This window comes from Pseudomonas sp. R5-89-07, assembly GCF_003851685.1.
In the GTDB taxonomy this organism is placed as follows: domain Bacteria; phylum Pseudomonadota; class Gammaproteobacteria; order Pseudomonadales; family Pseudomonadaceae; genus Aquipseudomonas.
This window is the reverse complement of the sequence record NZ_CP027727.1, coordinates 4,271,362-4,290,533: the sequence shown is the minus strand read 5'-3', so window position 1 is coordinate 4,290,533 and position 19,172 is coordinate 4,271,362. Positions and strand designations below refer to the sequence as shown.

The window sequence follows — 19,172 nt, the reverse complement described above, 5'->3', positions numbered from 1 at the left end:
ATGGGTCAAATGTCGAAGAAAACGTTGTTTGCCTATCTGGGCACCTTGCTCGCCTTTCTGGTGCTCGACGGCCTCTGGCTGGGTGTCATCATGGGCCCCACCTACAAAAGCCTGCTCGGCTCGCTGATGCTCGATCAGCCCCGCCTTTTTCCCGCGGTTGTGTTTTACCTGCTGTACGTCCTCGGTTGCGTGGTCTTCGTCGTGATACCCAGTGCAAGCTGGCAGCGCGCCGCGCGTTTGGGTGCCTTGCTCGGGCTGGTTGCCTATGGCACTTACGACCTGAGCAATTGGGCCACCCTGCAAGGCTGGTCGGCGGGCTTGACGGTGATGGACATGGCATGGGGCACTGTTCTGACAGCGATCTGTTGCACTGTTGGCTACCTGTGTGCACAACGGGTGCACCGTTGATTGTGTACAGGATTGTTGTGCACCGTTGCTGCGCGTAACCTTCATGCCTGAATCTTCCTAACTCCTTTGGAGCCGTGTTCCAGGGGGATTGTGTGCTATTGGCACGCATTCTGCTGAATACCTCGTATACAACCCATGTCGTCTTCCGTATGCATACCGCCACGGCAGCGCGGGGCGATATTCGAGGACTCCAGCGATGACTGAACACTTGCCCAAAGGCTATAGCCCACGGCTCTACAATCAGGACCTGGGCCCACTGCCGCAAAAGTGGACCTGGTACAACATCTTTGCCTTCTGGATGAGCGACGTGCACAGCGTCGGCGGCTACGTCTTCGCCGCCAGCCTGTTTGCCCTGGGTCTGGCGAGTTGGCAGGTGCTGATCGCCTTGCTCGCGGGCATCTGCATTGTGCAACTGATCGCCAACCTGGTGGCCAAGCCGAGTCAGCAAGCGGCGGTGCCTTATCCCGTGATCTGCCGGTTGGCATTTGGCGTGTTTGGCGCGAATATTCCTGCGGTGATCCGTGGCCTGATCGCCGTGGCGTGGTACGGCATTCAGACGTACCTGGCGTCGAGTGCCTTGATCATCGTAGTGCTGCGCTTTTTTCCGTCGATGGCCGTGTATGCCGAGCCGCATTTTGCTGGGTTGTCCTACTTGGGCTGGTTCGGTTTCCTAACCTTATGGGTGTTGCAGGCCGCTGTGTTCTGGGCGGGCATGGAGTCCATCCGCCGCTTTATCGACTGGGCCGGCCCGGTGGTGTACGCGGTGATGTTTGCCCTGGCCGGCTGGATTGTCTGGAAGGCCGGCTGGGCGAATATCAGCTTTACCCTGGCGGAAAAGTCGCTGTCGGGCTGGCAGGCGTTCGGCCAGGTGATCGTGGCTACCGCGCTGGTGGTGTCGTACTTCTCCGGGCCGACCTTGAATTTTGGCGATTTCAGCCGCTACTGCCGCAGCATGCAGGACGTACGGCGTGGCAATTTCTGGGGGCTGCCAGTGAATTTCCTGGCGTTCTCCCTGGTAACCGTGGTGATCGTCTCGGGCACCCTGCCGGTGTTTGGCCAAATGCTGCATGACCCCATCGCTACCGTGGCGCGTATCGACAACAGCATGGCTGTGTTGCTGGGCGCCTTTGCGTTCGTCACCGCCACCATCGGCATCAATATCGTCGCCAACTTTGTCTCGCCCGCGTTCGACTTTGCCAACATTGCGCCGAGCAGAATCAGCTGGCGTGCAGGCGGGATGATCGCTGCAGTGGCCTCGATCTTTATCACACCGTGGAACCTGTTCAACAACCCGCTGATGATCCACTACACCCTGGATATCCTCGCCGCGTTTATCGGGCCGCTGTTTGGCATCCTGCTGGTGGATTTTTACCTGGTCAAAAAACAGCAGATCGACGTGGATGCGCTATTCGATGACAGCCCGAGCGGGCGCTATTACTTCGACGGCGGGGTGAACTGGACGGCGATCAAGGCGCTGGTGCCGGCGACGCTGGTGGGCGTCGCAATCACCTTCACGCCGGCGTTGCAGGGCTTGGCCAATTTCGCCTGGTTTACCGGATGCTTGTTGGGTGGGCTGTTTTTCCTGGTGCTGGCGCGACGCGAGCAGGCTCACGCGCCGACGCCTGCGGTCGCCGGCTGATCAATACACCACCGGCCACCAACAGGCCGCAACCTGCAATCACCAGCGCCGGTTGCAGGCCGCCGCTCAAGTGGCTGCTCACAGAGGCCAGCAGCGGCCCGCACAATTGGCCAATGGCAAAGCTGGCCGTCAACAGTCCGGTGCTGCGCTGGTAGCCGTTTGGCGCTACTTCGCGCAGACGGGCCATGACCAACTGCATGCAGGCCAGAAACGGTGCCCCGCACAGCAAGACTCCCAGCGCCAGGCCCCAGCCGTTGCCCAGCAAGCAAGTGAACACACCCGCCGCTTGCAGCCACAGGGTAGTCATCAGCCAGCGCCGGGTGGTGTTCGGATCCTTGTGGCGCAGGCTGGCAATCACCACCCCCGTTGCTGCGGCCAGGCCAAAGCAAGGCCAGAACAAGTCGGCCTGCCAGGCGCCTTTGAACTGTGCGCTAGCCATCTGCGACAGGAAGGTCGCTGGAATGATGTAGCCCAGGCCGTACAGGAAGTAGATCCAGCATAAGTGCGCGATGCTGCCGTTGTTGCCAGCGCTGGGCTCGGGTGCAACCGAGGACGTCGGCTTCGGCAAGAAGGGCAGGCTGGCCAGCAGCATCACCAGCGCCACTGCGCCATACACCAGCCACAGCGTCGCGGAGCTTTGTCCCAGCAGGTTGGAGCCCAGCGCCAGCAAGCCGGTCAGCAAAATCCCCAAGCCCGGCCCGGCGAACACCAATGCTCCCAGGCGTGGCTTGCCGGCGGCAATCGCCAGTGGCTGGCTCAGACTGGTGATCATCACCAAGGCCCAGGCGCTGGCCACACCGGTGCCGAAACGCAGCAACAGGTGCGGCCAGAAGCCGTGTGCCCAGTACGAGGCCAGCGTCAGCAGCACGCACAGCCACAGTCCCGCGTACAGGCGGCCCTTAATGTGGTGATGGCTGCGGGCGAATATCGAGTCCACGGCACCCACGAAGTAACCCAGGTAATTGGCGGCCGCGATCAGCCCGGCGCCGGTCAGGTCGATCTGGCCTTCGCTGAGCAGATGCGGCATCTGCGGGGTGAGGGCAAAGCGGCCGATACCCATGGCCATCATCAGGGCGACAAAGCTGGCGGTTAAGCGAATCAGCGGTGACATGTTCACGTGTCCTGCAACAAAGCGAAGACCGTCAGGCTAAAGCGGATTGACTTTCTGTAAAAATGAATAATAGTGAGTAACTTGTTCAGTTTTGGAGAAAGGTGTGGAATTCAGTCAACTGCGCATCTTCCAGGCGGTGGCCGAGGAGGGCTCCATCACCCGCGCCGCCGAGCGCTTGCACCGTGTGCCGTCGAACCTGTCGACCCGGCTCAAGCAAATGGAAGAACAACTCGGCGTCGAGCTGTTCGTGCGTGAACGCCAGCGTTTGCAGCTTTCGCCTGCCGGTAAAGTGCTGCTGGACTACAGCGCCCGCCTACTGGCGCTGCACGACGAAGCGCACGGCGCCGTACAGGGCGGGCAACCGGCCGGTGATTTCGTACTCGGCAGCATGTACAGCACGGCAGCGATTCACTTGCCGGCGCTGTTGGCGCGTTATCACAAGGCCTACCCGAGGGTGAACCTGCAGGTGCAATCGGCGCCCAGCGGCGAGCTGCTGGAGGGGTTGATCACCGGGCGGCTGGATGCGGCGCTGGTGGATGGCCCGCTGACCCTTGCTACGCTGGACGGTATCCCTCTGTGCGAAGAGCGCCTGGTGATCATTTGCGAGGCCGACCACCCGCCGGTAAACGGCCCGCAGGACGTTGCCGGCCGCTCGGTATTCACCTTCCGTCGCAGTTGCGCCTATCGCACCCGCCTGGAAACCTGGTTTTCCCACGAGCGCGTGGCCATGGGCCGCGCCATCGAGATCGAGTCTTACCAGGGCATGCTCGCTTGCGTCATCGCGGGCTCTGGCGTGGCGCTGATGTCTGAATCCATGCTCGACAGCCTGCCAGGCAAGGACAGCGTGTCCGTTCATCCGCTGACGGGGCCTTTTGCCACTGCCACCACCTGGTTAATGTGGCGAAAGGGTATGCTCGGCGCTAACCTCAATGCATGGATCGAGCTGCAGCAGGCAAACCGTGCAGATTGCGCGCAAGAAAGGCGGGAGATTGCTTGAACGATCCGACAGGATTCAGATCCATTCAGTAATAGTTCGTTGTGGTTTCGCGCAAGCAATACGTAGGACTTAGGGCTACTATCAGTGTAGGAAAGGGCGACAGAACAGGCGCCTGCCAGCATTACCCTCAAAGGGGGCAAACCATGAAAGAGAAAATCCAAACCTGGCTCCATGACCTTGGCGTTGCGCTGGGCTTGATCGAGCCTCCGCTGCAGCCGGTACCGATCCGTACCGACGATGAGCAACGCCGCCCCCGTCGGCGTTGATTCCTAGTCCCAATTCAGGATTCGTGTGGGCCGGCTTGTTGCGGCGAGCAGGCTTGTCTGCGCGAGTTCCATGCAGCACTAAAAAGAAGCCGGCAGCCAGCTGCGCTGTCGGACGGGAGCAAGCTCCCTCGCCACGGTAATTCCATTCCTCTCAAACCGCCCCCACCACCACCGCCCCCGGTTTACGCGACAACACACTCACCAGCACAAAACTCGCCAATGCCACCGCGAGGCTGTAGTAAATCGGGGTGTTCGCATCCAACCCATCCTTGAACATGAAGACCAGCGCGGTCACGAAGCCCAGGGTCATGGACGTGATCGCCCCAGAGGTGGTTGCACGCTTCCAGAAGATCGCGCCGATCAACGGCACCAGCATGCCGCCTACCAGCAGGTTATAGGCCAGGGTCAAGGCACTGATCACATCGTTCACCACCAGTGCGATACCCAGCACCGCCACGCCGGTCAGCAGGGTGAACCAGCGGTTGATGCCCAGGCTCGACTGTTTGCCACCGCGCAGGCGGGGCAGCAGGTCTTCGGTCAGCACGGTGGAGGCGGCGAGCAAGCCGGCGCTGGCGGTTGACATCATCGCCGCCAGGGCAGCGGCAATCACCAGGCCGCGAATACCGTCGGGCAGCGAGGCTTTGACGATGGCCGCAAACGCGTTGTTGACGTTGTCCAGGTCCGGAAGCAGCACGTGCGCTGCCATGCCGATCAAGGCGCACGCCAGGCCGTAAAGAATGCAATAGAACCCGGCGAAGGTGCCTGCGTACTGGGCGACTTTTTCGTCGCGGGCGGTGAATACGCGCTGCCAGATGTCCTGGCCGATCAGGATGCCGAAGAAGTAGATCATGAAGTAAGTGATGATCGTGTCCCAGCCGATGGCGCTAAAGCTGAAGCTCGAGGCCGGCAGCTTGGCCACCAGTTCATCCCAGCCACCGACGCGGTACAGGCAGATCGGCAGCAGGATGAACATCAACCCGACGGTCTTGATCACGAACTGCACGATATCGGTCAGGGTCAGCGACCACATGCCGCCGATGGTCGAATACACCACGACCACGCCACCGCCGAGCAGCACCGAGACCCAGAACGGCAGGCCGAACAGCACTTGCAGGACGGTGCCGATGGCCAGGATCGAGGTCACGCCGATCATCAGCGCGTAGGCCAGCATGATCACTGCACTGGCCTGGCGGGCCATGGGGTTGTAGCGCTTTTCCAGGACCTGGGTGACGGTGAAGATTTTCAGCTTCAACAGCGGCTTGGCCAGGAACAGATTCAGCGCAATGATCCCCGCGCCTAGCGCAGCACACAGCCAGAAACCGGAAATACCGTGCACATAGCCCAGGCGCACGGTGCCGACGGTGGAGGCGCCGCCCAGCACCGTGGCGGCCATGGTGCCCATGTACAGCGAGGGGCCGAGGTTGCGCCCGGCGACCAGGTAGTCTTCGTGAGTCTTGGCGCGGCGCATGCCGTAGTAGCCGAGCACGAGCATGCCGGCGGCGTAGATGAGTACGACGAATAAATCCAAAGCCATGACGGCGAGTCTCCGATTATTTTTTATTGTGCAGAAGGCGCTTGCTGTGGCGAGGGCGCTTGCTCCCGTTCGACAGCGAAGCTGGAGCCGGCTTTTTCAGGACCGCGTCGCAGTCCAGCGGGAGCAAGCGCCCTCGCCACATACGTCGGGCCATAGACGGCGGTCGGTTCCGGAAACAGCCGCAGCAGGCTCAGGTACACCACCGAGGCCAGGCCCAGCGTCACCGGCAGGCTGATGTCGATGCCCTCGGCCAGGTTGCCCAACGGCCCGACAAACTGCCCCGGCAAGTTGACGAAGCACAGGCCCACCAGCGCGCTCGGGATCCAGGCCCCCAGCCCGCGCCAGTTCCAGCCATGGCTGAACCAGTAGCGGCCGCCGGTTTCGCCACGGGTGAACACCTGCAGGTCATCCGGGCAATAAAAGCCTCTGCGTACGATCAGGCCGATGATCATCATCACCATCCAGGGCGTGGTGCAGGTGATGATCAGCACGGCGAAGGTCGACACGCTCTGCACCAGGTTGGCGGCGAAACGTCCGATAAAGATGAAGGCAATCGACATTACCCCGATCAGCAGCGTGGCCTTGACCCGCGACAGCAGGCGCGGAAACACGCTGGACATGTCCAGCCCGGTGCCATACAGCGAGGTGGTGCCAGTGGACATGCCGCCGATCACCGCAATCAGGCACACCGGCAGGAAAAACCAGTTCGGCGCCACCGCCAGCAAACCGCCCACATAGTTGTTGCTTGCGATGTAGTCCGGTGCCTTGACGGCCACGATGGTCGCGGTAGCCAGGCCGAACAGAAAGGGAATCAAGGTGGCGAGCTGGGCCAGGATCACCGCCAGCATGATCCTGCGCTTGGGGGTGTGTCGCGGGATGTAGCGCGACCAGTCGCCGAGGAACGCGCCGAAGGAAATCGGGTTGCTCATCGCTACCAGTGCAGCGCCGATAAACGCCGCCCAGAAACCGCTCTGGCCGAGGGCGACGCTGCCGGAGAAGTGGCTGTCGAAGGCTGGCGCAAAGGCGAAGATCCCCAGCAGGAACAACAGGCTCGCGGCCCACACCGCAATCCGGTTGACCCACAGCATGAAGCGAAAGCCATAGATGCATACCGTCAGCACCAGCACGGCGAAGACGCCGTAGGCCAGGCCCAGGGTCAGGTCGGACTCCGGCAGGCCGATCAGACGTTTCGCACCGCCCACCAGCGCATCGCCGGAACTCCACACCGACAGTGAGAAGAAGGCAATTGCCGTCAACAACGACAGAAACGAGCCGACAATCCGCCCATGCACGCCGAAATGCGCGCCGGAAGACACGGCGTTGTTGGTACCGTTGATCGGTCCGAACAGGCCCATGGGCGCCAGGATCACCGCGCCCACCAGCACGCCCAGCACAATCGCCCAGACCCCGGCCTGGAACGACAGGCCGAACAACACCGGGAAGGCGCCCAGCACCGCAGTGGCAAAGGTATTGGCACCGCCGAAGATCAGCCGGAACAGATCCTTGGGGGCGGCGGTGCGTTCGTGGTCGGGGATCTGTTCGACCCCGTTGGTTTCTATGGTGCGAATACTGTTTTGGTTGTTTTTATTATTCATGATCAGCTCCGATCACATTGGCTAAGGGGGCGGCAGCCCTTCCGGCATAGCGGACAAATGTTCGTGACAGGCCAGCCACAGGCCTTGTTGTTGTTCTGTGCGCGACCCTTGCCGTGTGAAGACGATGGTCTCGCGTTCCTGGCTGAAGTAATGCTCCCCGTTCATGCGCAGCTCGGTGGCCACGTCATGCATGAAAATCGCCACGTCACCCTGCAGGCTGACAAAGGCGTTGCTCGAGGTGCACGAGAGCACCTCGAACCCCTCGTCCCGACGCCAGTTGTCCCACAACGCCTGGTAGGCATCGCGGCTGAGCAGCGGCTGGGGGAGGGGGTGGAACACAAAACTTGCATCGGCCGTGAACGCGCCGAAGTAAGCGGCGCGGTCGTTGCGAGCGAAGGCCCGGACCAGCGCCGCCGCAGCCTTGAGCACCGCGGGCACGCTCATCAGCGATGCGCCACGCCGGGCAGTACGCAGAGCATCTCGTACAGCAGGTTGGCACCGAGCAGCGAGGTGTTGCCGGTGGTGTCGTACGGCGGTGAAACTTCTACCAGGTCGCAACCAATCAAATCCAGGCCCTGGCAGCCACGGATGATCTCGATTGCCTGGATGGTGGTCAGCCCGCCGATTTCCGGGGTGCCGGTGCCAGGCGCCCAGGCCGGGTCGATGCCGTCGATGTCGAAGCTCAGGTAGACCGGGCCGCCGCCGACTTTTTCGCGCACTTCGGCCATCAACGGCGCAAGAGAGTGATGCCAGCATTCTTCGGCCTGGACCACGCGGAAGCCCTGTTTGCGGCTCCAGTTGAAGTCTTCGGCGGTGTAGCCCTGGGCGCGCAGCCCGATCTGCACCACACGGTCGCAATCGAGCAAACCCTCTTCCACGGCGCGACGGAAGGTGGTGCCGTGGGCGATTTTTTCGCCGAACATATGGTCGTTGACGTCGGCGTGGGCATCGATGTGCACCAGCCCGACCTTGCCGTGTTTCTTATGGATGGCCCGCAGGATCGGCAGGGTGATGGTGTGATCGCCGCCCAGGGTCATGGGGATCACGTTGTGCTCGAGGATTTCATCGTAGGCTTCTTCGATGATGCGCACGGCGTCGAGGAGGTTGAAGGTGTTGATCGCCACATCGCCAATATCGGCAACCGACAGCGAATCGAACGGCGCCGCACCGGTGGCCATGTTGTAGGGGCGGATCATCACCGATTCGGCGCGGATTTCACGAGGGCCGAAGCGGGTGCCGGCGCGCAGCGAGGTGCCGATGTCCAGGGGCACGCCGATAAAGGCTGCATCCAGGCCCTTGGCCGACTGCAGGTGGGGCAGGCGCATCATGGTGGCGATGCCGGCGAAACGCGGCATTTCGTTGCCGCCCAGTGGTTGGTGGAAAATCTTGTCCACGGGATTGCCTCATCGTTGTTTTGTTTATCAGGGGCCGATTCTGCGAAAAGCGCAGGAAGGGAAGAATCGGCAGAGGCAAATACTTAGTTCAGATTTTTCTAAACTAAGGGCTTAGGTAAACTCCGGCTCAAATGTAGGAGCGCTTCTGGAAAACTTATGGCCAACGCCTTGCCCGACCTCAAACTCCTGCGCATCTTCGTCAGCGTCGTGCGGCACCAGGGGTTCGCCAATGCCCAGCACGAACTCAACCTGTCCACGTCGGCCATCAGCACCTACATGAGCCAACTGGAATCGGCGTTGGGGCTGGTGCTGTGCCACCGCGGTCGGGGCGGCTTCAGCCTGACCAGCAAAGGCGAGCTGTTTCATCAGGAAACCTTGCGTTTATTGGGCGAGCTGGAAGGTTTCGAACAGTACGCCGCCGCGTTGAAGGGCGAGCTGCGCGGCACGCTCAAGCTCGGCGTGCTCGACTCTACCGTCAGCGATAAAGCCTTGCCGTTCGCCGAAGTGATCGGCGCCTACAGCCTGGAACACCCGGCAGTGCACCTGCATTTATCGGTAATGAGCCCGTATGAGTTGCAACTGGGTGTGCAGGACAACCGCCTGGACCTGGCCATCGGCGCGTTCTCCAACCGCATGAGCGGGCTGATCTATATGCCGTTGTACCGCGAGCAGCACTGGCTGTATTGCAGCACCCGGCACCCTTTGTTCAATGAGCGACGCATCCCCGAGCAAGTGATTACGCAACAGCGCATGGTGGGTCGCGGCTATTGGAGCCAGGCCGAACTCGCACGCCACGGCTTCAAGCACAGCGCCGCGACCGTGGAAAGCATGGAGGCGCAACTGATCCTGGTGCTGTCCGGCGCCTACATTGGCTACCTGCCCGAACACTATGCCCAGGCCTGGGCCGACAAGGGCGACCTGCGTGTGCTGCTGCCGGCCACCTTTGGCTACCAGGCGCCGTTTTCGATGATCATGCGCCGTGGGCGAAGCCGCGAGCCGCTGATCCAGACCTTTCGCGATCTACTTAAAGCTCAGCTCAACCAGGCCTGAAAACCATGTCCAGACCCCAATGCCCGCGCTGCCTCAGGCCGACCACTCATTGCCTGTGCGCGCTGATCCCCAGCCTCGACAGCCGTACGCGCGTGTTGCTGTTGCAGCACCCCAGCGAGGTCAACCATGCGCTGAATACGGCGCGGTTGGCGGCGCTGGGGCTCAACAATGCGCAGTTGGTGGTGGGGGAGGTGTTCGAGGACCTGGCGACCTTATTGAACCCGCCAGGGTATCAGGCGCGGTTGTTGTTTCCGGCCGATGATGCGCAGCCTTTGCAAACCTACGGGCCGGGTGATCAGCCACTGTTGCTGGTGGTGCCCGATGGCACGTGGCGCAAGGCGCGCAAGCTGCTGTACCTGAACCCGCTGCTGGCAGCCTTGCCCCGTGTGACCTTGGCTGATGGCGGCGTTTCCCGGTATCGGCTGCGCAAGGCGCCGGGCCCTGGAGCCTTGTCGACGGTCGAAGCGATTGTGCAGGCGCTGCAGTTATTGGAAGCGCCGGCATCTTTCGAGCCGTTACTCAAACCCTTTGAAGCACTTATCGAGGGGCAGATCGCTGCAATGGGTGAAGAGGTTTTTCAGAAAAATCATGGCGACGGGCATTTGGGTTAGATCTTTTTTCCAGGCGCGGCCATCGGGGGCAAGCCCCCTTCCATATTCGACCGCATGCTCACGTTGGAACGCGATCAACTGTGGGAGGGGGCTTGCCCCCGATGGCGCCCTCATAGGCACCACACCGCTGCCTTATTCCTATAAGCCATAAGCACCGCACTTTGCGTGATATGGCCCGCCGACCTTTCCCGGTATGATGTCCGCCCCCGCAGTCTGGATTGCGAATACGCCATGACCTTGCAGTACCCCACAATCGCCGATTGCGTCGGCAACACACCCCTGGTCCGCTTGCAACGCATGGCGGGTGAAACCAGCAATACCCTGTTGCTCAAGCTTGAGGGCAACAACCCCGCCGGTTCCGTCAAGGACCGCCCGGCGTTGTCGATGATTACCCGCGCCGAACTGCGCGGGCAGATCAAGCCGGGCGACACGCTGATCGAAGCCACCTCGGGTAATACCGGGATCGCCCTGGCCATGGCCGCCGCGATCAAAGGCTACAAGATGGTGCTGATCATGCCCGACAACGGCAGTGCCGAGCGCAAGGCGGCAATGACCGCCTATGGCGCCGAGCTTGTGCTGGTCACCCAGGACGAGGGCATGGAAGGTGCGCGTGACCTGGCTGAACGCATGGCTGCCGAAGGCCGTGGCGTGGTGCTGGACCAGTTCGCCAATGGGGATAACCCCGAAGCGCACTACACCAGCACCGGCCCGGAAATCTGGCGCCAGACCCAGGGCACCATCACCCATTTCGTCAGCTCCATGGGCACCACCGGCACCATCATGGGTAACTCGCGCTACCTCAAGGAGCAGAACCCGGCGATTCAGATCGTCGGCCTGCAACCGATGGAAGGCGCAGCCATCCCCGGTATCCGGCGCTGGCCTGAAGAGTACCTGCCGAAGATCTACAACGCCACGCGGGTGGACCGCATCATCGACATGGCCCAGCGTGAAGCCGAAGACACCACCCGCCGCCTGGCCCGTGAAGAAGGCATCTTCTGCGGCGTGTCGTCCGGTGGCGCCGTGGCCGGTATGTTGCGCTTGTCCAGGGAAGTCGAAAACGCGGTGATCGTCGCGATCATCTGTGACCGAGGCGACCGCTACCTGTCGACCGGCATCTTCGACGAACCCAACTGATGGCCAAGCACGAGAGAGGCCTGCGCTTCCAGCCGACGGGCGGCAGCCGGGCCCCGCAGATCCCCGTAGGCAAGAAGCAACGCCTGACCATCGAACGCCTGGCCAATGACGGTCGCGGCATCGTGTTCTTCGAAGGCCGCACCTGGTTCGTCAATGGTGCGCTGGCCGGCGAAGAGGTGGAAGCACGGGTGCTCGGCACCCACGGCAAGGTGGTTGAGGCGCGCACCGAGCGTGTATTCACCGCCAGCGAGCTGCGCCGCCCCGCACCCTGTGCCCACGTTGGCCGTTGTGGCGGCTGCAGCGTGCAGCACCTGCCTCATCACGAACAGCTTGCGCTGAAACAGCGCATGCTCGCCGAGCAATTGTCCCGCGTAGCCGGCGTCGAACCGCAAGAATGGGCCGCGCCCTTGAGCGGGCCGGAATTCGGCTACCGCCGCCGTGCCCGCGTGGCGGTACGTTGGGATGCCAAGGCGAAGCACCTCGAGGTGGGTTTCCGTGCCGTGGCCAGCCAGGACATCGTCGCCATCAATGATTGCCCGGTGCTGGTACAGGCCTTGCAGCCGATCATGCAGCGTCTGCCGGGCATGCTGCGCCGCTTGAGCAAACCGCAGGCGTTGGGGCACGTGGAGCTGTTCAGCGGGTCGTCCATCGCCGTGTTGCTTCGGCACATGGCACCGCTGTCAGACGCGGACATGCAGGTACTGAAGGAATTCTGCGCGTTCCATGACGCCCAATTGTGGCTGCACGGCGAAGGTCAGCCGGAGCCGGTCGAGCCAGCCACGGCACTTGGTTTCCGACTGGAGGCGTGGGATCTGGAGCTGGCTTACCGGCCGGGGGATTTCGTGCAGGTCAACGCCGCGGTCAACGAGGCGATGGTGGCCCAGGCCCTGCAATGGCTGGCGCCGCAACCCGATGAGCGGGTGTTGGACTTGTTTTGCGGGCTGGGCAACTTCGCCCTGCCACTGGCCAGGCAAGTACGCGAAGTCATTGCCGTGGAAGGCGTGCAGGCCATGGTCGAGCGTGCTGCGCAGAACGCCCTCAGCAACAATTTGCATAACGCCCGGTTTTTTCAAGCCGATTTGTCCCAGCCCCTGACTGACGCGCAATGGGCCAAACAAGGCTTTTCTGCGGTACTCTTGGACCCACCCCGCGATGGTGCCCAAGAAGTTGTGCGCAAACTGGCAACCCTGGGGGCCAAGCGCCTGGTGTATGTGTCCTGCAACCCGGCCACGCTGGCGCGGGACACCGTTGAGTTGGTCAAGCAAGGTTACCGGCTAAAGCGTGCCGGGATCCTCGACATGTTTCCGCAGACAGCGCATGTCGAGGCCATGGCGTTATTTGAAGCGGGCTAGGATGCCCGTTTAATCCGACTGGCCTGCAGTCTCCAGGGCCATGAACTGCCAGGGAGCTTGCAGCAAGGTCGGCGATGATTTTTGGCGCATCCAAGGTGCGTCGTAGGGAAGGTAAGCAAGATGGTACAGGTGAGAGCACACCAGCCGATCAACACCGACGGCAGTATCAATCTCGAGGCATGGCTGGATCATGCCGTCAGTGTCGACCCGGCACTGGACCGTGAAGCCTTGAAAGCAGCCTGCGAGTTCGCTCGTGAGTCTGAACAGCAAGACAATGCGGCCAAGAACCTGTGGGCGGAAGGCACCTCAAGCTTTCGTACCGGGTTGGAAATCGCCGAGATCCTTGCCGATCTCAAGCTGGATCAGGATTCGCTGATCGCCGCCGTGCTCTATCGCGGCGTGCGTGAAGGGCACATCCCGTTGCCGACCGTCAGCCAGCGTTTCGGCGCCGTGGTGGCCAAGCTGATCGACGGCGTGCTGCGCATGGCGGCCATCAGTGCCAGCCTCAGCCCGCGCCAGTCCATGGTGCTGGGCACCCAGGGCCAGGTGGAAAACCTGCGCAAGATGCTGGTGGCGATGGTCGACGACGTGCGCGTCGCGCTGATCAAGCTGGCCGAACGCACCTGCGCGATCCGTGCGGTGAAAACCGCCGACGACGAGAAGCGCAACCGCGTCGCCCGCGAGGTCTTCGATATCTACGCGCCGCTCGCGCATCGCCTGGGTATCGGCCATATCAAATGGGAGCTGGAGGACTTGTCCTTCCGCTACCTCGAGCCCGATCAATACAAACAGATCGCCACCCTGCTGCATGAGCGGCGGCTCGACCGCGAGCGCTTCATCAGCGACGTGATGGGCCAGTTGCGTTCCGAGTTGCAGGCCACCGGCGTGGATGCCGACATCAGCGGCCGCGCCAAGCACATCTATTCCATCTGGCGCAAAATGCAGCGCAAGGGCCTGGCGTTCAGCCAGATCTACGACGTACGCGCCGTGCGTGTGCTGGTGCCGGAAATGCGCGACTGCTACACCGCGCTGGGGATCGTGCACACCCTGTGGCGGCATATTCCCAAGGAGTTCGACGACTACATCGCCAACCCCAAGGAAAATGGCTACCGCTCGCTGCACACGGCGGTGATCGGCCCTGAGGGCAAGGTGCTGGAAGTGCAGATTCGCACCCACGCTATGCATGAAGAGGCGGAGCTGGGGGTTTGCGCGCACTGGCGCTACAAGGGCACCGACGTCAAGGCCGGTTCCAACCAGTACGAAGAGAAAATCTCCTGGTTGCGCCAAGTGCTGGAGTGGCACGAAGAACTGGGCGACATCGGTGGCCTGGCCGAACAGCTGCGCGTGGATATCGAACCGGACCGGGTCTACATCTTCACCCCCGACGGCCACGCCATCGACCTGCCCAAGGGCGCCACGCCATTGGACTTCGCTTACCGCGTGCACACCGAAATCGGCCACAACTGCCGGGGCGCCAAGATCAACGGGCGCATCGTGCCGCTCAACTACAGCCTGCAAACCGGTGAACAGGTCGAGATCATCACCAGCAAGCACGGCACGCCGAGCCGCGACTGGCTGAACCCGAACCTGGGCTACATCACCACCTCGCGGGCGCGGGCGAAGATCGTCCACTGGTTCAAACTGCAGGCCCGCGACCAGAACGTTGCCGCCGGCAAGACCTTGCTCGAACGCGAATTGGCGCGCCTGGGCCTGCCCCAGGTGGACTTCGACAAGCTGGCCGAAAAGGCCAACATGAAGATCGCCGAAGACATGTTCGCCGCCCTCGGTGCCGGCGATTTGCGTCTGGCCCAGCTGGTCAACCTGGCCCAGCAACTGGTGGAGCCGGAGCGCGGCAACGAACAGCTGGAACTGATCCCGCGCAAGGCCACCGGCTACAAGCCTGGCAAGCGCGGCGATATCCAGATCCAGGGCGTGGGCAACCTGATGACGCAAATGGCCGGTTGCTGCCAGCCGCTGCCGGGCGATGCCATTGTCGGCTACATCACCCAGGGCCGCGGGGTGAGCATTCACCGCCAGGACTGCGCCTCGGTGCTGCAACTGGGCGGGCGCGAGCCAGAGCGGATCATCCAGGTCAGCTGGGGCCCGGTGCCGGTGCTCACGTACCCGGTGGACATCATCATCCGTGCCTACGACCGCTCCGGCCTGCTGCGCGACGTCTCGCAAGTGCTGCTCAACGAGCGGATCAACGTGCTTGCAGTCAACACCCGCTCCAACAAGGAGGACAACACTGCGCTGATGTCCCTGACCATCGAGATTCCGGGGTTGGATGCGCTGGGGCGCTTGCTGGGGCGGATTTCCCAGTTGCCGAACATCATCGAAACGCGGCGTAATCGCACCCCATGAACGCGGTTTAAATGTGGGAGGGGGCTTGCCCCCGATGAGGGAGGGTCAGCTGGCACCTTTATTGACTGACCCATCGCAATCGGGGGCAAGCCCCCTCCCACATTTGATCTTCAGCGGAAAGAGACTGATGTATTCACTTGAAGACCTGCTGCACCTGATGAACCGCCTGCGCGACCCGCAATTCGGTTGCCCGTGGGACATCAAGCAAACCTACGCTACCATCGTGCCGCATACCCTCGAAGAAGCCTACGAAGTGGCCGATGCCATCGAGCGCGGCGATTTCGATCATCTGCAGGGTGAGTTGGGCGACCTGTTGTTCCAGGTGGTGTATTACAGCCAATTGGCGCGCGAAGAAGGGCGCTTCGAGTTTGCCGGGGTGATCGACAGCATCACCCGCAAGCTGATCCGGCGGCATCCCCATGTATTTCCAACCGGCGACCTGTATGCACCGCTGGATATCCCACAGTTGAGCGAAGAGCAGGTCAAGCAGCGCTGGGAGCAGATCAAGGCCGAGGAGCGCGCGGAAAAATCCGACGCACCCGAGCAATTGTCCCTGCTCGATGATGTGCCCACCGCCTTGCCCTCTCTGTCCCGCGCCGCCAAGTTGCAAAAGCGCGCCAGCCAGGTGGGTTTCGACTGGCCGTCGGCGTTGCCGGTGGTGGATAACGTGCGCGAAGAGCTCGATGAAGTGCTCGAAGCCATGGCCGATAACGACTCGGCGGCCATCGCCGATGAAGTCGGCGACCTGTTGTTCGCTGCGGTCAATTTGGCCCGTCACCTCAAGGTCGACCCGGAAACCGCGCTGCGCGGCGCCAATGCCAAGTTCGAGCGACGTTTCCGATTTATCGAACAGGCATTGCGCGACACGCACCAACCCATAGAAGATTGCACCCTCGAAACGTTGGACGCCCTATGGGGCGAAGCCAAACGCCAGGAAAAGAATGTATCCAGCTGCGGTTGAGCAGTTGCCCAAGTGAGTAAGCACCATGAGCCTTTCCCTTCGCGACCAGTTGCTCAAAGCAGGTCTGGTCAACCAAAAGCAGGCCAAGCAGGTCGGCAAAGAGAAGCAGAAACAGCAGCGGCTGGTCCACAAGGGTCAGGCTGAAGTCGATGACACCCAGGCGCGCCTGGCGGCCGAGGCGCACGCCGAGAAGGTCAAACGCGACCAGGAACTGAACCGCCAGCAGCAGGAAAAAGCCGAGGCCAAGGCGCGCACCGCCCAGGTCAAGCAATTGATCGAAACCTCGCGCCTGCCCAAGTTGACCACCGAGGATTACTACAACTTCGTGGATGACAAGAAGGTCAAACGCCTGTCGGTCAACACGCTGATGCGCAACAAGCTGAGCAACGGCTCCCTGGCCATCGTGCACCACGGCGGCAGTTATGAGGTGATCCCGCGCGAAGCCGCGCTGAAGATCCAGGAGCGTGCGCCGGAGCGTATCGTGCAACTCAATATCCTGACGGAAAGCCAGGTGCCGGATGAGGACGATCCGTACGCTGCCTACCAGATCCCTGACGATCTGATGTGGTAAGCCGCTGAAACGACAAACCCCGCCAAAAGGCGGGGTTTGTGTTTTACCGAGCCGGGTGCAGCTTACCAATCCACCGCATAACTGAGGCTGAAGGTACGGCCTTCGGCGTTCGGGTACGGTGCGCGGGCGTTGGCCTGGGCGAACATGTTCTGGTAGTTGCGGTTGCTGAGGTTGTACACCGCACCTTCGAGACGACCCACCGGCAGCCTTACCGAGCCGAGTAGGTCGACCAGGGTGTAGCCCTGGATATCGCGCCCGTTGTTGTCCTTGAACGCGGCGTCATAATTGGCCAGGCGCATACCCTGCAGGCGCAGGCTGTAGTCGCCACGGTCATAGCCGACAAAGGCTGTGGTCTTGGCCGGCGAGATACGGGTGGCGGGCAGGTCGATCCACTTGCCGTTCTGCTGGGTTTCGCCTTTGGCATAAGCGTAGGTGCCGCCTACTGACCATTGGTCGTTGACGTTGTACGTCAGGCTGGTTTCGATGCCACGCACGCGTTCTTTCTGATTGATCAGGCGCAGTACGCGGTCATTGGCGTCATAGAACTGCGTCACATCCGACGTGTTTTCATACGCCGTGACGTTGGCCAGCCACTTGTCCCAGTTGCCACGCCAGCCCAGTTCATAGCTGTTGACCTTCAACGCCTGGGCATTGAGGTCTTGAATGTTGTACGTGCTGTTGACGTCCCGCAGGAAACGCTGGATATCCGGCAGGGAAAAGCCCTGGCTGAAGTTGGCAAATACATCCTGGTTCTCGGTCAGGTGGTACACCGCGCCGAGGTTGTAGAGGGTGTCGTCATACTTGAGGGTGCCGCCGGGCAGCGTCGCGCGGTTGCCGGTCTGAACGATTTCGCCGTACGCGATGCTGTCGTCGACATCGCTCTCGATCCATTCGCGGCGCACGCCGCCGCGCAAGGTCCAGTCACCGATGTCATAGGACAATTGGCCGAAGATGGCCTTGGTGGTGGTCTGAATGTCCGGGCCCAGCTCGAAGGTGGTGCCGGTCTTGGTGTAGGTCAGCCCGTTGACGCGGTACTGGTCGCCGCGTTGACGCGAGGTTTCATGGTCATAGTCTGCACCCCAGACCAGGTTGCCGGTCGCAGCGCCGATGTCCGGCATTTGCGTGTCGATCGCTGCGCGCAGGCCGTACACATCTTGCACGCTGTTGTTGTCCGATACGCCGGCTCGGCCCCTGGACAGGTCCGGGAAGAACAGCGCATCGGCGCGGCGCCAGTAACTTTCCACCTGCAGACCCTGGCCGTAGAAATCCTTGTCGGTGTAGTTAAGGTTGACCGCCTGGTTGTGGGTAGACGGCTGGTCGTCCAGGTCCAGGCCTTTCACCGCTACCGCCTCGCTGGTGATGCGTGGGTTCTTGGTATAGCGGGTGTCCTGTTCGTCCTTGTAGTCTTGCAGCGAAAGGCTGATCTTTTTGTCGTCATCCAGCTCGTAGCCGAAGCGCCCTTGCAGGTCGTAGGTGTCGGTGTCCATGTTGCTGCCCTGGGACGTGTCCTGGGGGATGCGTTTGCCGTTACCGTCGAACTGGTCGTTGCGTTGCACGGCGTTGCCCGACAGGTACCAGTCCAACGGGCCCTGGCGGCCTGTTGCGCTCTGGAATGCCTGGTAGGAAAAGCCTTTGTGGCTGAGGTTGTCACCGGCGGTCATGCCGATCTTGCTGCTGAAGGCCAGGTCTTCACCTTTGTTGCGCTTGGTGATGATGTTGATGATGCCGCCCGATGCGCCTGCGCCGTAGACACTGCTGGCGCCGGAAATCACTTCGATGCGTTCGATGCTTTCCGGCGCCACGCTGTTGAGCTGGCGGAAGTTGTCGCGCGTGGCGTTCTGGGAAACCCCGTCGATCAGGATCAGCGTATTGCGCCCGCGAAGCGTCTGGCCGAAGTTGCTCATGCCGCCGCTGGAAGGGGCGATGCCCGGCACCAATTGGCCGAGGATATCAGCGACGCGGCGTCCGGCCCCCGTCTGCTGGCGGATCTGCTCTTCGTTGATCACCTGCACGGAACCTGGAATCTGCGCAATGCTGGTTTCATTGCGCGTGGCCGATACGACGGTCTCCTGTAGCTGCAGGGTGGTCGGCGCGGCCTGGGTCTGCTCTGTCTGGTCGGCCCAGGCAGGGGCGCTTATCGACCCGAAAAGCGGCAGCAGCACTGCCCATTGCGATTTGTTCATGA

The 19,172-nt window shown here is 61.9% G+C and carries 17 protein-coding genes; 11 read left to right on the top strand and 6 right to left on the bottom strand.

Going from position 1 to position 19,172, the window contains the following annotated elements:
• Window positions 1-9 precede the first annotated feature (9 nt).
• Complete coding sequence (locus C4J94_RS19510) at window positions 10-408, top strand: DUF2177 family protein (protein WP_124387650.1); 399 nt, start codon at window positions 10-12, stop codon at window positions 406-408.
• A 196-nt stretch (window positions 409-604) separates the two neighbouring features.
• Window positions 605-2,047, top strand: coding sequence for an NCS1 family nucleobase:cation symporter-1 (locus C4J94_RS19505; protein WP_124387649.1), 1,443 nt, complete (start codon window positions 605-607; stop codon window positions 2,045-2,047).
• Here the strand turns inward: C4J94_RS19505 and C4J94_RS19500 are convergent.
• Window positions 1,959-3,158, bottom strand: coding sequence for an MFS transporter (locus C4J94_RS19500; RefSeq protein ID WP_124387648.1), 1,200 nt, complete (start codon window positions 3,156-3,158; stop codon window positions 1,959-1,961). The two genes, C4J94_RS19505 and C4J94_RS19500, sit on opposite strands and share 89 nt — an antisense overlap.
• Window positions 3,159-3,261: 103 nt before the next feature.
• Between C4J94_RS19500 and C4J94_RS19495 the strand changes: the two genes are divergently transcribed.
• Together C4J94_RS19495 and C4J94_RS27900 are read left to right on the top strand one after the other, a co-directional pair.
• A complete protein-coding gene (locus C4J94_RS19495) occupies window positions 3,262-4,155 on the top strand; it encodes a LysR family transcriptional regulator (RefSeq protein ID WP_124387647.1) in 894 nt (297 codons plus the stop codon).
• A 143-nt stretch (window positions 4,156-4,298) separates the two neighbouring features.
• On the top strand, window positions 4,299-4,421 hold the full coding sequence (locus C4J94_RS27900; protein WP_017737772.1) for a PA1414 family protein: 123 nt from the start codon (window positions 4,299-4,301) through the stop codon (window positions 4,419-4,421).
• A gap of 151 nt (window positions 4,422-4,572) precedes the next feature.
• Here the strand turns inward: C4J94_RS27900 and C4J94_RS19490 are convergent, their stop codons facing one another.
• The 4 genes from C4J94_RS19490 to speB are packed head-to-tail and all read right to left on the bottom strand — an operon-like array spanning window position 4,573 to window position 8,944.
• Window positions 4,573-5,955: a sodium:solute symporter gene (locus C4J94_RS19490; protein ID WP_124387646.1), complete on the bottom strand. Its 1,383-nt coding sequence runs from the start codon at window positions 5,953-5,955 to the stop codon at window positions 4,573-4,575.
• A gap of 23 nt (window positions 5,956-5,978) precedes the next feature.
• Window positions 5,979-7,550 carry a cytosine permease gene (locus C4J94_RS19485; protein WP_124387645.1) on the bottom strand — a complete coding sequence of 524 codons (1,572 nt, stop codon included), beginning with the start codon at window positions 7,548-7,550 and terminating at the stop codon, window positions 5,979-5,981.
• Between the two features lie 21 nt (window positions 7,551-7,571).
• Window positions 7,572-7,994: a nuclear transport factor 2 family protein gene (locus C4J94_RS19480; protein WP_124387644.1), complete on the bottom strand. Its 423-nt coding sequence runs from the start codon at window positions 7,992-7,994 to the stop codon at window positions 7,572-7,574.
• Entirely contained in the window at window positions 7,994-8,944 is a 951-nt protein-coding gene (gene speB / locus C4J94_RS19475) for an agmatinase (protein ID WP_017845302.1), read from the bottom strand. The genes C4J94_RS19480 and speB overlap by 1 nt, the downstream gene beginning before the upstream one ends.
• Window positions 8,945-9,100: 156 nt before the next feature.
• Here speB and C4J94_RS19470 point away from each other — a divergent pair, with 156 nt between their 5' ends.
• The 7 genes from C4J94_RS19470 (at window position 9,101) to C4J94_RS19440 (ending at window position 16,987) form a co-directional block, all read left to right on the top strand.
• Window positions 9,101-9,994: a LysR family transcriptional regulator gene (locus tag C4J94_RS19470; protein WP_017134867.1), complete on the top strand. Its 894-nt coding sequence runs from the start codon at window positions 9,101-9,103 to the stop codon at window positions 9,992-9,994.
• 5 nt (window positions 9,995-9,999) lie between these two features.
• Complete coding sequence (locus C4J94_RS19465) at window positions 10,000-10,605, top strand: tRNA-uridine aminocarboxypropyltransferase (RefSeq protein ID WP_124387643.1); 606 nt, start codon at window positions 10,000-10,002, stop codon at window positions 10,603-10,605.
• A 231-nt stretch (window positions 10,606-10,836) separates the two neighbouring features.
• Window positions 10,837-11,739, top strand: a complete 903-nt coding sequence (cysM, locus tag C4J94_RS19460) for a cysteine synthase CysM (RefSeq protein ID WP_124387642.1) — start codon at window positions 10,837-10,839, stop codon at window positions 11,737-11,739.
• A complete protein-coding gene (rlmD, locus tag C4J94_RS19455; protein ID WP_124387641.1) occupies window positions 11,739-13,091 on the top strand; it encodes a 23S rRNA (uracil(1939)-C(5))-methyltransferase RlmD in 1,353 nt (450 codons plus the stop codon). Before cysM ends, rlmD begins: the two co-directional genes overlap by 1 nt.
• Window positions 13,092-13,211: 120 nt before the next feature.
• Complete coding sequence (relA, locus tag C4J94_RS19450) at window positions 13,212-15,455, top strand: GTP diphosphokinase (protein WP_124359318.1); 2,244 nt, start codon at window positions 13,212-13,214, stop codon at window positions 15,453-15,455.
• 127 nt (window positions 15,456-15,582) lie between these two features.
• On the top strand, window positions 15,583-16,416 hold the full coding sequence (gene mazG, locus C4J94_RS19445; protein WP_124387640.1) for a nucleoside triphosphate pyrophosphohydrolase: 834 nt from the start codon (window positions 15,583-15,585) through the stop codon (window positions 16,414-16,416).
• Window positions 16,417-16,441: 25 nt separating this feature from the next.
• The gene (locus C4J94_RS19440) at window positions 16,442-16,987 is read left to right on the top strand and encodes a DUF2058 domain-containing protein (protein WP_003230516.1); all 546 of its coding nucleotides are present in this window, start codon (window positions 16,442-16,444) and stop codon (window positions 16,985-16,987) included.
• A 62-nt stretch (window positions 16,988-17,049) separates the two neighbouring features.
• Here C4J94_RS19440 and C4J94_RS19435 read toward each other — a convergent pair whose 3' ends face one another.
• On the bottom strand, window positions 17,050-19,170 hold the full coding sequence (locus C4J94_RS19435; protein ID WP_124387639.1) for a TonB-dependent receptor: 2,121 nt from the start codon (window positions 19,168-19,170) through the stop codon (window positions 17,050-17,052).
• Window positions 19,171-19,172: the final 2 nt, after the last annotated feature.

Coding starts and splice junctions, on each gene's coding strand:
- rlmD (WP_124387641.1), top strand. CDS start 11,739: ATGGCCAAGCACGAGAGAGGCCTGCGCTTCCAGCCGACGGGCGGCAGC.
- C4J94_RS19440 (WP_003230516.1), top strand. CDS start 16,442: ATGAGCCTTTCCCTTCGCGACCAGTTGCTCAAAGCAGGTCTGGTCAAC.
- C4J94_RS27900 (WP_017737772.1), top strand. CDS start 4,299: ATGAAAGAGAAAATCCAAACCTGGCTCCATGACCTTGGCGTTGCGCTG.
- C4J94_RS19465 (WP_124387643.1), top strand. CDS start 10,000: ATGTCCAGACCCCAATGCCCGCGCTGCCTCAGGCCGACCACTCATTGC.
- C4J94_RS19435 (WP_124387639.1), bottom strand. CDS start 19,170: ATGAACAAATCGCAATGGGCAGTGCTGCTGCCGCTTTTCGGGTCGATA.
- mazG (WP_124387640.1), top strand. CDS start 15,583: ATGTATTCACTTGAAGACCTGCTGCACCTGATGAACCGCCTGCGCGAC.
- C4J94_RS19500 (WP_124387648.1), bottom strand. CDS start 3,158: ATGTCACCGCTGATTCGCTTAACCGCCAGCTTTGTCGCCCTGATGATG.
- C4J94_RS19470 (WP_017134867.1), top strand. CDS start 9,101: ATGGCCAACGCCTTGCCCGACCTCAAACTCCTGCGCATCTTCGTCAGC.
- C4J94_RS19485 (WP_124387645.1), bottom strand. CDS start 7,550: ATGAATAATAAAAACAACCAAAACAGTATTCGCACCATAGAAACCAAC.
- C4J94_RS19480 (WP_124387644.1), bottom strand. CDS start 7,994: ATGAGCGTGCCCGCGGTGCTCAAGGCTGCGGCGGCGCTGGTCCGGGCC.
- C4J94_RS19490 (WP_124387646.1), bottom strand. CDS start 5,955: ATGGCTTTGGATTTATTCGTCGTACTCATCTACGCCGCCGGCATGCTC.
- C4J94_RS19510 (WP_124387650.1), top strand. CDS start 10: ATGTCGAAGAAAACGTTGTTTGCCTATCTGGGCACCTTGCTCGCCTTT.
- relA (WP_124359318.1), top strand. CDS start 13,212: ATGGTACAGGTGAGAGCACACCAGCCGATCAACACCGACGGCAGTATC.
- cysM (WP_124387642.1), top strand. CDS start 10,837: ATGACCTTGCAGTACCCCACAATCGCCGATTGCGTCGGCAACACACCC.
- C4J94_RS19505 (WP_124387649.1), top strand. CDS start 605: ATGACTGAACACTTGCCCAAAGGCTATAGCCCACGGCTCTACAATCAG.